The sequence below is a fragment of the Bacillus sp. USDA818B3_A genome, from assembly GCF_009928415.1.
In the GTDB taxonomy this organism is placed as follows: Bacteria; Bacillota; Bacilli; order Bacillales; family Cytobacillaceae; genus Neobacillus.
Window position 1 is genome coordinate 1 of sequence record NZ_JAABNN010000044.1, and the last position, 12,975, is coordinate 12,975.

The window sequence follows — 12,975 nt, forward strand, 5'->3', positions numbered from 1 at the left end:
AGTAAAAGAGATAGCGTAAGCTATCCCTTCGAAATCAGTTTCTTACTCTACTATTGGACAAATCCCCATTTATAGCCCTTTCTATGTTGGACAACCTTCCCTCCACTGTAATTAGGAATAAATTAATACTAGTTCTTAAGGAGGGAAGATCATGGTACGAAAAGCAATTATCCCAGCAGCAGGATATGGAACAAGAACCCTGCCGATTACAAAGGTTTTGCCAAAGGAGATGCTGCCAATCTGTGGAAAGCCGGCGATTGATTACCTCGTCCAAGAAGCGATCAATTCGGGAATTGAGCAAATCTTAATCGTTGTCTCAAGGTCCAAAAATATGATCTTGGATTACTACGACCGGTCAGTCGAATTAGAAACGTATCTAGAAGAAAAAGGAAAAAATCATCTATTGAAAGAAGTCAGCCTCCCGGATGTCCACTTTCAATATGTCCGACAAACCTATGCACGTGGCTTAGGAGATGCCATTTTACTAGGAAAACACTTTGTTGGAAATGAACCTTTTGCAGTGCTGCTTCCTGATGAAATTATCATGTCCGATCAGCAGCCGCCGCTGGGTCAACTAATTGAAATGTATAAAAAATATAAGGGGAACATTGTCGGCGTCAAAAAAATGAACAAAGAACTATTAGGAAGCTACGGTGTCATCCAGCCTGATCCCTTAGGTGAAAAAGAATACAAGCTCAACGATATCATTGAAAAACCTCAAGCTGACCCTCCCTCTGATTTAGCAGTCGTGGGAAGGTATGTTTTTGACCCAGCCATCTTCCATTATCTTCATAAAGTGAACCCAGGCATTGGAGGAGAGATTCAATTAACAGATGCCATCAAAGAGATGGCCCAAGATTATACAAGCTATGGGTTGGAGATTGAGGGAAAAAGCTATGATATTTCAAAAAGCTCAGAGTATGTCAAATTGATTAACTTTGTATGTGGAGCTAAGGGGGAAGAACGTTCGTGAAAATACTAATTGTCGGCACAGGATATGTGGGGACAACGACAGGTCTCATATTCTGTGAAATGGGCCACCAAGTAACAGGTCTTGATCTTGATATCAACAAAATTAACGCCTTACAGGCGGGTAAATTACACTTCTATGAGCCGGGGCTTGATACCCTCTTAATTAAGCACGTCGAAGCCAACAATATTCATTTTACTAATCAAACAGAAGCTGCTATTAGAGACAATGACATTATTTTCATATGCGTGGGAACACCTCAAGGTGCTGATGGCAATGCAGACCTTAGGTTTGTAAAAAGCGTCGCTGAATCGATTGGCCAATATATGAACCAGTACAAAGTAATCGTTACAAAGAGTACAGTTCCAGTGGGAACAGCAGAGCTAGTAACTGGGTGGATCAGAAATACGCAAAAAACACCCATCCCATTTGATGTCGTTTCTAATCCTGAGTTTCTTCGGGAAGGTTCGGCTCTAACGGATGCCCTAAATCCAGATCGGATCGTCATCGGTACTACAAGTGAGAAATCTCGCAAACTGTTACGTGAATTGTATCAAAATTTTTCATGTCCGATAGTAGAGACCAATCCAAAGGCCTCCGAAATGATCAAGTATGCCGCAAATTCCTTCTTAGCTCTAAAAATTTCTTACATTAACGAGCTGGCTAAATTGTGTGATGAACTGCAAATTAATGTGAATGATGTTTCCAAAGGAATTGGCCTTGATCACAGAATTGGCCCGCAATTTTTAAAAGCTGGGATGGGGTACGGGGGCTCTTGTTTTCCTAAGGATGTGAACGCCTTAATTGAAACAGCAAAGAAAAACTCCAATCCATTATCGATCTTAGAAAGCGTTGTGAAGGTGAACAAAGAACAGCCGCTTTATTTTGTGAAAAAAATAAAACAGGCTCTCGGTGGAGAATTGCAAGGAAAGACGTTTGCGGTACTTGGGTTGTCGTTTAAGGCAAATACCGATGATACGAGGGAGTCACCTAGTCTCCTGCTGATTGATAGATTACTAGAGGAAAAAGCAAACATACGGGTCCACGACCCCATTGTCCAATCAGCAATGAATCAATTTGCTGCAGTTGAAGAAACCGTCACTGGTGCAGATGCGATTGTACTTTGCACAGATTGGGATGACTATAAAAATCTAAATTGGCATTCTTTGAAACCATTAATGAAACAACCATATATTTTTGATGGCAGAAACATGCTTAATAAGAGAATAGTCGAATCTGCGGGATTTAATTATTTAGGAATCGCCAATCATTAAAGTCGATAAAAAGAGCATGAAGCAAGTGCTCTTTTTTTTAAAAGACAGCTCTGTTTAATCTGATCGCATCAGGGGGAGCCTGCCCCGGCAATTTGTGTCTGCAGGGGCCCCTCTATACCTGCAGTAATCGAAACACTTTGCGTTTTACCAGCGCTTTAAGTAAAAGAGGAGGAAGTGATTTTGAAAAATAACCATACGATTCCTGATGGTTTTTATGAATATACCTGGCAATGGGTTAATGAAAACTTTGACCCTGAACACTATAAGGATATCCATCCCAGACATGATACGACCTTCAGGCTCCCTAAATGTTTAAAAGAAGATGAGATAGAATTATTCGAACATCTTTCCCCGCACGTTACCTCATATGGTGCCTTTGTTACAGCCATGCCTGGGGGACGGCTGGTTGGGGATGGGGCACAATTTGCCGTTATCTCGCAGGATCATAAATTAATCCATGATGTATCTCGAAGCGGGGCATCTGAACCAGGAATGCACTGGATCTTCCAACAAGAACAGCTGCCGAAAATGAACTCCATTAAAGGGAATGCGGCCTTTCTTGATACGATTCCTTCCTGGCATAATAATTATTATCATTGGATGTTTGATGTGATGGCCAAGTTTGACTTATTAAAGCGCAGTTGTTTTAACATAGATTATTACATTATGAATCCAAGAAAACATCCATTTCAGTACGAAACCCTTCAGCTCCTTGGTATTCCCGAGGAAAAAATCATCGAGAATTATCATGGTTTGCATCTTCAGGCAGATCAATTAGTGTTAGCCTCTCAGCCAACCATGGTCCCAGAATGGGCCTGTCATTTTTTAACTAAAGCAATAAAAGACCAGTGCAGAATGAAGCAAAACCCCAGGTACAAATATGTTTATATCAGCCGGAAGAATGCGGCTGGAAGAAAGGTAATAAATGAAACAGAGCTTATTGAGGCATTGGAAAAAATGGGTTTTACGGTAATAGAGCTCGAGAAGTTGGCGGTGTTAGAGCAAGCATCCGTGTTTGCCTCAGCTGAACTCATCATTTCCCCTCATGGTGCCGGGCTGAGCAATTTACTGTTTGCAAACAAGGGAACGAAACTAATTGAACTTTTTTCTCCTGCATATGTTCATCCAATCTATTGGCTGTTGAGTAATCGTTTGAATGTGGATTACCACTATTGTTTAGGAGAGGGAGAACGGTTAGAAAAGGATCTATATAAGGAATGGCCGAGCTCTGGGGGGGATGATGACATTACTATCAATATAAATAAACTAAAAAAAGTTTTACGGCGTGCAGGATACTAGACTAAGGAGTAATACAATTATGGATATATCAATTGTAATGACCGTATATAATGGTGAGGAGTTTGTAAAAGAAGCTGTCCAAAGCGTTCTTGACCAAACCTATCACCATTTTGAATTTATTATAGTAGATGATTACTCAACAGACCGAACGAAGGATATTTTAGCTGCTTTTAAGGATTCCCGCCTTAAAGTCTATCATCTGGATAAAAATTTGGGGCAAACTTATGCGTTAAATTATGGAATTGACCAGGCTCGTGGAGATTGGATTTTTAGACAAGACGCAGATGATATAAGTTTACCCGAGCGATTAGAGAAGCAGATTACCTTTATCAAAGAACATCCGGACACCGTCGCGGTTGGTACGCAAATTAGGGGTATTTCCGCTCTAAGAACGGCAGATGCCCACTCAGTAAGAGCCATTGAGTGGAGTAATGCGCTGCTTACCAGAGAGGAAATTAAAAAATATCGCTTTATCGCCCCTCCAATCGTCCATGGGACCGTGGCATTTTCAAAAGAGGCCTTTTATAAAGCAGGCAAATATAATGAACGTTATCAAATTGGCCAAGACCTTGATTTATGGATTCGTTTACTTGAAATAGGTCCCATCGACAAGGTGCCGGAAGTATTGTATCACTACCGGGTTGACCCGCAATCGATAAGCCGAAAAGATGAAACAAAAACATGCAAAGAATCCTTAACCTGTACAAGTTTCCATATTGAAAACAAGCTGAAAAAAGAACGTAATCATAAGCCGAACTTGCTTGTTGCTGGACCAAGTGCAGGCAGTGATTATTTTCGTGACGAAATTGCCAGTGTCAATGAACTTACCGTAATTGAATATGTGAACGAAGAACAGGGGTTTCAAGTGATTTTAGAAAAATTTTGGTCACAGAATGTGGATGCCATCATTGTACTGGACGGAAAACATTCCGAGAAGCTCGTTGCTGATTTAGTCGATCATGGATTAGAGTTTAACTCTCAAGTTTTCCGTTTATGGAATATATTCATGGAATCCACGCAAGTAAGGGGGAAGAATGGATATGCCAGTATTGTTGTTCCCTGCTATAATGCTCTTTCTTCCATTAGAAATACCATCCTTTCCTTAGGCAGACAGACACTTAAACATTACTCCTATGAAATTATTATTGTTGATGATGCCTCAACAGATGGAACTTATGAGTTGTTAAAGACGTTTCATCTGCCAAACTTAAAAATTATCCGCCACCTTCATAACAAAGGGGCAGCAGCTGCTCGTAATACAGGAGTGGTTCATGCTAAGGGAGACCTCATAATTTTTTGCGATAGTGATTTTATTGTTCCGCCTTGGTTTATTGAAAGCCATATCCAGATGCATGAAAAAAAGGAGCGGGCGATCGTTTCCGGGATGGGACGCTGGCATTATCTCATAACCTTCAATTTTGACCGTCAATGGTCCTCATATGAAAAAAAGTATGTAAAACCTTTCTATAATCAATCATTTATTCAGAAAAGGCTCCGAGCCGCTGAGGATGGTCATTTGGTACACGAATCCGATATTTATTCATGGAATATGACACCATTTTATTTTTGCCCGGCTTATCTAACGGAGTGGGCAGAAATGGCGTCCGACATCTATAAACGGTATGGTCCTGAGATAAAAGGATTTTATCTTCCTTGGATTAGTTGCTGCACCGGTAATCTCTCGATTCGAAAAGAACATTTCCTAGAGCTAAACGGGTTTGATGAAAGCTTAACCAGGTTAGAGGATTGGGAATTTGGCTATCGTTTCTATCAATCTGGCGGAAAGTTTATCTACGGGGAACGATGTGAAGCCTTGCAACAGTTAGGACCCATCTCACCAAAGAGGAATCCTGCCCAAAGGGAAGCCTTCCAATTACTCCGTCAAAAGCATCCCCATTTTGAAGTCTGTTTGTTAGCCTTGCTGTTTTATCATAATCTGAGCTTTATCCAGCTTTCAACCATTTATGAGCAGCACCAAATGATCAAACAGGACCCTGCCCGCCAAATTATTGCGGAAAAGATGGAGAAATCACTTAGGCATTATGCTGGAGGGGGAGCAGAGGAACTTTCCAAACAAGAAAGACAATATTTCAACATGATGATTTCTTCTATGCCTTTAGAGTATGGAGCGTGGGTGAATTTATTTCAACGCCTCCATAAATAAAACAGTCACATCGAAACCTTATGAAATTTTAGGAGGAAACCGGATGGAATTATATCCCCGCTTGTCCGGAGTTTACGAAACTACTGAAAAATGGTTAAGGGATTTTTTTAAAGATGAACATTTAATCCTAGAACACTGCCAAAAACTAAATATGGAGCCGACAACATTCCATCAGCAGCCGAAAACGATTGAGAAAAAAGTACATTGGAAATTTAACCAACCATCAAAGCCGCCATCTGCCTTTGTAGTGAGAATGGATAAAGGCCGGATTCTTTCTTATAATGGTGCGATTGTCTCACCTGATAACCATTTGATTTGGGATTTATCAATCGAATTTTGGGCCGATTTTCCGCAGAACCACTTTTTACTCCAAAAATCATCCCTCCCGCCGCTCCAATCAACTGATAAAAAAATTGCAGCCTTAACCTTCTGTGCCAGCCAGTATTATTATCATTGGTTATTTGATGTCCTTCCAAGATTATATCTCCTTCGCTATATGGGAATTGATATGGATCAGTATGCGATCAATTGGAATGGAAAGCCTGCCTTTCAAACAGAGACACTGGATCTATTGGGGATTGATCAAAGTAAAATAATCATGGTTACGGAAAACACTAATCTTCAGGCAGAGAAGTTATATATTCCTTCCCTGCCTGGGTACACAGGTCATATGGGCAAGTGGACAGTGGATTATTTAAGAAACGAATTAATGATACAGGCCTTAAAAAAGAGCCGGTCTGGCTCTATGCCAAAAAGGATTTATATTTGCAGGGGAAAAGCTCAATCTAGAAAAGTGACCAATGAACCCGAACTAATTTCTTTATTAAAAAAATATGACATTACACCAGTTTACTTGGAAAAGATGACGGTTGCCGATCAAGTTCGTCTCTTTCATGAAGCAGAGGTTATTATTGGGCCTCATGGCGGAGGTTTAACGAATTTAGCGTTTTGCAGCCCTAAGACAAAGGTTCTTGAAATCTTTTCTCCGTATTATGTTCACACCTGTTATTGGATCCTCTCTCAGCATGTAAAAGCAGATTATCATTATTTAATCGGGATTGGCGAAAGGCCGCCTGAATATACTGATCCAAATGCTGTTCATCGAGAAATTGAAGTTGATTTACAGGATGTAAAAAAAATGCTGAAGCTTATGAATATAAAAAAGCCCTCTTGAGGGCTTTTTTATATTACCGAAGTCTTTCCCAATTTAATTTTTTAGCATAATAATCGTAATACTCCTTTAATGGCGGCTCCCCATTCCAAGGCTTGGTTGGTGATGTAAAATGAACGATTGATGGATACTGGAGGGGAATGCCGGATAAGGCTTGATAGTTCCATTTCATATCAAGTTTTAACCATTTATCAAATAGAATCGCATTTAGGGCATCTTGGTCCCACCACCAGATTTTAGTGGGATTTTCCGCAATAAAGCGCATCGTCTGTTCTGAGATGTAGTGCTCTCTCCACTTTGATAAATTAATTAAAAGGACACCTGCATTAAAATAACTATTTTCCGGTATCGACAATGCTTCAAGACGATAATGGCCCAATGGATCCTCAACGGCCGCTAAAAAGAACTCATCAATGTTGGTCTCCCAAAGTCGAGTGATATCATCATGAACAATGATGTCGCTATCCAAATAAAGAACCTTTTGTACCTGGTGGTCGACTAGATTGGGAATAAGCAGCCGATAGTAGGTTTCTTTTGTTATATGACTCGAAATTAAACAGTTTTCAAAAATTCTATCATCCATCTTAATGAAGTGAACAAAAGCATTATAACGGGAAATAAATTTTTTAAGCTTATGTTTATTACCTTCTGTTAAGTCTGCTTCTAACACATAAATGACAAGCGGATTCCTCGACTTCTTGTTTTGAAATAATGAAAATAACATGACGGCCATATGTTTGGCGAAGTTATTATTTATAGCCGTGACGATATAAATGGTTTCCAATCTATCCACCTCGATTAAAAATTGCACCAGTTTAGTCAAATTCCATATGATGAATGGAAAGTATTTTCAACATGAGTGGCAGCCAATGTAATAATGTGCTCAAATAAGGTGTGTTCCTTAGAAGCGGAGGACCTTTATGGAATTAAGTGTGGTAACAGCTGTATATAATGGGGAGAATTTTATAAAGGACTCAATCAAGAGCATTTTAAAGCAAACACAGCCAAACTTTGAATATATGATTGTTAATGATGGTTCAACGGACGAAACAAAAAACATTCTAAATTCCATCTCTGACAGTCGGATAAAAATCATTCATCTTGAACAGAATCAAGGGGCTGCTAAATGTCTGAAGCAGGCGGTTGAAATGTCAGAAGGCAGTCTGATAGCGATTCAGGATGCTGATGATATTAGTTATCCCGAGAGACTTGAAAAACAAGCGGCTTTTTTAAAAAATAACTTGGAATACGGCTTAACTGGTTCCTATATCGAGTGTATTTACCAAGAAAAACGGCTACAAAAAAGAGCACAGTTTACAGAGCGGCTGATTAATAATAATCGGTCCCAGGATTTTTACGGTTCGAGCTTTTGCCATGGGACTTTTATGTTTAGAAAAGAGCTCTACAAAAAAATTGGCGGCTACTCTTCACGATACGAAATTGCTTATGATTATGATTTATTACTGCGGTTTGCCTCTGGTGGAAAAGTTCACAAAATCCCAGAAAAACTATACGGCTATCGACTCCATTCTTCCTCGTTATCTAGTCTGGATATTCAAAAGACAAATGACGAATCGATGGAAGTTTCCATTAGGGGGATTATCGAATGTGCGAAACAAGAACATAAACTTCAGAATTATTTAATCGTCGGTACAGACAAGGCACGCCAATATTTTAAACAAAAAATAGAGCCGAAGCTGCAGCATCAATTCTCTTACGCGGCTCCCATTTTAAGTGAGAGTTTACACAACTCAACTATTATTATTTTAGATTATTATGGTTCATTTACATTTACCAAGGAGCTGGATAAAAAAGGGCTGCGTTATTATAAAGTATGGTGTGCAGTACATTAAGGGGTGGTTGAATGATTTTGGTTACAGGCGGTGCTGGTTATATTGGCAGCCATGTTGCACGGGACTTGCTTGATAAAGGATACTCTGTGGCGGTGATAGACAATTTATCAACAGGTCATCTTCAGGCTGTTGATCCGCGTGCGACATTTATTTTTGGAGATATCGGGGACGAACAACTGCTTGACCAAGTTTTTAGTGTATTTTCCATCCGTGCGGTTATGCATTTCTCCTCCAGCTGTTTAGTAGGAGAATCGGTTCATAGTCCTATGAAATACTATCAAAATAATGTGGAAAAAACGATCCGGCTCTTAAAGAAGATGCTCGAGCATAAAATAAATAGATTGGTTTTTTCCTCGACTTGTGCCACCTATGGAATTCCTTCTGTACCAATTATAACAGAGGAACAACCGCTGCAACCGATCAACCCTTATGGCCGTTCAAAGCTAATGATCGAAAAAATAATTAAAGATCTGTCGCAAAGTAATGGGTTAAATTATATTGCACTCCGATATTTTAATGTTGGCGGTGCCCATTTGTCCGCAGAGATAGGGGAAGATCATCAACCGGAAACACATATCATTCCAAGTGTATTGCAACATTTACAGGGGAAAACAAAGGAAGTCTTTATTTTTGGTAAAAACTACCCTACTCCTGATGGAACTTGTATAAGAGATTATATCCATGTCTCTGATCTGTCACATGCCCATATCCTAGCCCTTGAATATTTACTGGAGTATCAGCCTGTTTCCGAAACTTTTAATCTCGGAAATGAGATAGGCTATTCTGTACTAGATATTATAAAAATGTGTGAGAGGGTTTCTAATAGACAAGCAAAAGTAGAAGTATTGGAAAATAGACCTGGAGATCCGCCTTTATTAGTAGCATCTTCTGAAAAAATTAAAAAGGCTTTGGGCTGGAAACCTGCTTACAATCTTGAACAAATCATCCGCACAGCATGGAATTGGCATGAAAAACACCCGAATGGTTTTTCTTAATCCCTCTGAACACAGTTTTTCAATTTGGATTTGTAATCATTGATCGTCAATTTTAATCCCTCTTCCAAAGAAACAATTGGTTCCCATTCAAGCAATTTTCTTGCCTTTTCAATGACCGGACGCCGGATTTTTGGATCATTCTCCGGAAGCGGCTCGAAAACGATCTTACTTCTTGATTCAGTTAAATCCTTGATGAAATAGGCTAGGTCTAAAATTTTATATTCGATAGGATTTCCTATATTAATAATTTCACCATTTGCTGCTTCTTTCTCCATCATTAATTTCAGCCCTTTAATCGTATCTGTCACATAGCAAAAGGAACGTGTTTGGGAACCATCACCGTATACAGTGATATCCTCACCTTTTAAGGCTTGGGTAACGAAATTGGAAATCACACGTCCATCATCATTGGCTAGTCCAGCTGAATAGGTATTAAAAAGCCTGGCTACTTTTACTTGTGTATTATGATGCATGAAATATAAATAACAAAGGACTTCCCCTAAACGTTTGGATTCATCATAACAGGCACGGGGACCCCATGTATTAACATTCCCTCTATAGGTTTCAGGCTGAGGATGGATTTCGGGATCACCATAAGCCTCGCTGGTGCTTGTATAAACAATCTTTGCACCAGTACATTTGGCTAATTCAAGCATATTCTCGGTTCCGACAGTATTAGCGTTAATGGTTCCAAAAGGATTCATTTGATAAGACCGCGGTGAAGCAGGGGAGGCAAAATGATAAATTTCCTGCACAGTTTTTAAATCAGGATCATCAAGTAATTCTTTAGAACAAACATCCATTTTTTTAAAAATAAACTGCTGGTTAGGTAGGTCTTTTATATTCATTAATTTTCCGGAATACATATTATCAATTCCGATTACCATACAGCCTTCAGCTATTAAATCTTTGGCAAGATGCGAACCTAGAAAACCAGCAGCTCCGGTAATTAACACTTTTTTTAACATATTTCACCTCAATTGATTGTGTCCTTTTCATAATATGAAAAAATTAAGGATTTGCTATAGACAAGGAGTGGACCTCTTGATATCTGTTGTCACGAGTACATTTAGAAGTCATATGCTAGAGCGGGTAATAGAGAACTTTACTAGGCAAAATTTACAAGAAAAAGAGCTTATCCTCATTTTAAATAAAGATTCGATTCAGTTTGAAAATCCGAATACAGCAAATATTAGAGTATTCCGATTGGATGAAGCGAAAACTCTTGGCGAATGTTTGAATTTTGGGGCAAGTATAGCGAAGTATAACATCATTGCTAAAATGGATGACGACGACTATTACTCCCCCCAATATTTAACGAATTCGCTGCGTGATCTTCAGGAAACCAAGGCAGATGTAGTTGGTAAAGCGGCATTTTTTGTATATTTTAAACATAAAAAACTGTTATCCATATATAGGCCTAGAATGAACCATCTTTTTATAAAAAATAAAAAGCTGTTACTTTCGGGAGGTACGTTAGTTTTTAAAAAAGAGATTCTTCAAAATGCGCCTTTTCCTCATTTAAATAACGGTGAGGATATACTTTTTCAACAAAATTGTCTAAGTCAACAGTTATCCATTTATTCTGGAGGTCAACAAGATTATGTGCTAATCCGGCATGGTATTGAACACCAACATTCGTGGCAGGTGGACGATGAGCTTTTTCTAAAGCACTGTAAAGAGGTAACCACTACAGATGCCTTTGAAAGTTTTGTATGGGATGGGAGCAGTGAAACATGATTACTGTGATTGCATGTACAAATCGAAAGGATTTTGTCCAGTCAATTATTGATAATTTTCAAAAACAAACACTCGTTGAAAAAGAGTTAATTCTGATTTTGCACTCTTTGAATATCAACATAGATTCTAAAGAGCATACGGTACTGCACCTTCCTGATGAAATGAGTTTAGGTGAATGTTTAAACCAAGGGGTTAAGCATGCTAAATTTCAATACATTGCAAAAATGGATGATGATGATTATTATGGTCCAGATTATTTAAAGGAGGCCTATGATACCCTTACGCAAACTAATGCAGATCTTGTCGGGAAAAGTTCTTTTTATATTTATTTTAAAAACAATCAGGAATTGCGCCTCTATAATCCCAATTTTAAGCAAAAGTGGATTGTGAATAATGGCCCTTATCAATCCTCTTTTTTTTTAAGTGGCGCAACAATGGTCTTTAGAAAATGTATATTTTCTAGAGTGAGGTTTCCGGATGTGAATATTGGCGAGGACAGCGGCTTTCAAAAACTTTGTTATGAGAACGGGATGAAGATTTATGCATTATCTAAAGATCATTATGCCTACCTGCGCTACCCTGACTCATTCCACCATCATTCTGATGTAAAAGAGCCATTATTGAAGCGAAGAAGTAGATTTATAGCAAATGTTCCCTCAATTGAAGCTTTTATAAATCATCAAAACCATTAAGGCAGTGCAGAGTGCCTGTCACTGCCTTATAAGGTGTTAAAATGATTCCGTAGTATCGAGTAAATCGACAGAAAAGCTCTCAATATCTTTGCAGCGGACTACAGTCAATCTTGCATTTACAAAAGGTGTCATCATTGCTGGTTCCAAAATTTTCACACAGCCTTTTTTAACCTTTTGTAAAGTTCCAGTGATCATGTCTCCTGATTTAGTTCGTACGGTAACTTCATTTCCTTTGAAATCTTTAAGTAAATCGCACAAACAATCATTATTGGAACAGCAATTACTGTTCTTCTTGCACTTTTCGTTACTTTTATTTTTGCCCAAGCTTTTTTCACCTCTATTCTTGTTACAATCTAATATATTCACACGCATAAGGTTGGACAGGGCATATATGTAATTTAATAAAAATGGGGAGTTGTCCATTATATACGTATGATTTTGGTTGACACTGAATCGGAATGATTGTAATATAGTATTCTCTCGTAGAGAGAGTGAGTCTATAATTTATTAAAATCCAATCTTATCATTATTTTAAAAAAGTTATTGACTTGATGAAAAATGATATGTTATTATATAAAAGTTGTCGCCGACATTGATTGCATTGATGAAAATAAATGTTGACAACTTAAAAGAAATGATGGTAAGATAATAAATGTCGTTTCGAAAATTGTTCTTTGAAAACTAAACAAACAAAAACGTCAACAAACAATAATATTCATGTTTCTTCTATATATTAGAGAACATGAGCCAACGTAACATTTTTGAGCTAATCAACTTTCTTGGAGAGTTTGATCCTGGCTCAGGACGAACGCTGGCG

Annotated in this window: 12 protein-coding genes; 9 read left to right on the forward strand and 3 right to left on the reverse strand. The window is 38.5% G+C overall.

The window, feature by feature from the left end:
* Nucleotides 1-151: 151 nt before the first annotated feature.
* The 5 genes from GXK58_RS26575 to GXK58_RS26595 all read left to right on the forward strand — a co-directional run bounded on the left by GXK58_RS26575 (nucleotide 152) and on the right by GXK58_RS26595 (nucleotide 6,881).
* Nucleotides 152-973: a UTP--glucose-1-phosphate uridylyltransferase gene (locus tag GXK58_RS26575; protein ID WP_160726182.1), complete on the forward strand. Its 822-nt coding sequence runs from the start codon at nucleotides 152-154 to the stop codon at nucleotides 971-973.
* A complete protein-coding gene (locus GXK58_RS26580; protein ID WP_160726183.1) occupies nucleotides 970-2,244 on the forward strand; it encodes a UDP-glucose dehydrogenase family protein in 1,275 nt (424 codons plus the stop codon). Before GXK58_RS26575 ends, GXK58_RS26580 begins: the two co-directional genes overlap by 4 nt.
* Before the next feature lie 180 nt (nucleotides 2,245-2,424).
* Nucleotides 2,425-3,543 (forward strand): glycosyltransferase family 61 protein, encoded by a 1,119-nt coding sequence (locus GXK58_RS26585; protein WP_160726184.1) that lies wholly within the window; start codon nucleotides 2,425-2,427, stop codon nucleotides 3,541-3,543.
* 19 nt (nucleotides 3,544-3,562) lie between these two features.
* Complete coding sequence (locus GXK58_RS26590) at nucleotides 3,563-5,707, forward strand: glycosyltransferase family 2 protein (RefSeq protein WP_160726185.1); 2,145 nt, start codon at nucleotides 3,563-3,565, stop codon at nucleotides 5,705-5,707.
* 43 nt (nucleotides 5,708-5,750) lie between these two features.
* Nucleotides 5,751-6,881 (forward strand): glycosyltransferase family 61 protein, encoded by a 1,131-nt coding sequence (locus tag GXK58_RS26595; RefSeq protein ID WP_160726186.1) that lies wholly within the window; start codon nucleotides 5,751-5,753, stop codon nucleotides 6,879-6,881.
* A gap of 13 nt (nucleotides 6,882-6,894) precedes the next feature.
* On the opposite strand, the gene GXK58_RS26600 is transcribed toward GXK58_RS26595, so the two are convergent.
* Nucleotides 6,895-7,662 (reverse strand): glycosyltransferase family 8 protein, encoded by a 768-nt coding sequence (locus tag GXK58_RS26600; RefSeq protein ID WP_160726187.1) that lies wholly within the window; start codon nucleotides 7,660-7,662, stop codon nucleotides 6,895-6,897.
* A 136-nt stretch (nucleotides 7,663-7,798) separates the two neighbouring features.
* Here GXK58_RS26600 and GXK58_RS26605 point away from each other — a divergent pair, with 136 nt between their 5' ends.
* Both GXK58_RS26605 and galE read left to right on the forward strand, forming a co-directional pair.
* On the forward strand, nucleotides 7,799-8,731 hold the full coding sequence (locus GXK58_RS26605) for a glycosyltransferase family 2 protein (protein WP_160726188.1): 933 nt from the start codon (nucleotides 7,799-7,801) through the stop codon (nucleotides 8,729-8,731).
* An 11-nt stretch (nucleotides 8,732-8,742) separates the two neighbouring features.
* A complete protein-coding gene (gene galE / locus GXK58_RS26610) occupies nucleotides 8,743-9,726 on the forward strand; it encodes a UDP-glucose 4-epimerase GalE (protein WP_160726189.1) in 984 nt (327 codons plus the stop codon).
* On the opposite strand, the gene GXK58_RS26615 is transcribed toward galE, so the two are convergent.
* Complete coding sequence (locus tag GXK58_RS26615) at nucleotides 9,723-10,694, reverse strand: NAD-dependent epimerase/dehydratase family protein (RefSeq protein WP_160726190.1); 972 nt, start codon at nucleotides 10,692-10,694, stop codon at nucleotides 9,723-9,725. The genes galE and GXK58_RS26615 overlap by 4 nt on opposite strands.
* 76 nt (nucleotides 10,695-10,770) lie before the next feature.
* Between GXK58_RS26615 and GXK58_RS26620 the strand changes: the two genes are divergently transcribed.
* Nucleotides 10,771-11,466: a glycosyltransferase family 2 protein gene (locus tag GXK58_RS26620; protein WP_160726191.1), complete on the forward strand. Its 696-nt coding sequence runs from the start codon at nucleotides 10,771-10,773 to the stop codon at nucleotides 11,464-11,466.
* Nucleotides 11,463-12,158, forward strand: a complete 696-nt coding sequence (locus GXK58_RS26625; protein ID WP_160726192.1) for a glycosyltransferase — start codon at nucleotides 11,463-11,465, stop codon at nucleotides 12,156-12,158. Before GXK58_RS26620 ends, GXK58_RS26625 begins: the two co-directional genes overlap by 4 nt.
* 36 nt (nucleotides 12,159-12,194) lie before the next feature.
* Here the strand turns inward: GXK58_RS26625 and GXK58_RS26630 are convergent, their stop codons facing one another.
* Nucleotides 12,195-12,482, reverse strand: coding sequence for a hypothetical protein (locus GXK58_RS26630; protein WP_160726193.1), 288 nt, complete (start codon nucleotides 12,480-12,482; stop codon nucleotides 12,195-12,197).
* Nucleotides 12,483-12,975: the final 493 nt, after the last annotated feature.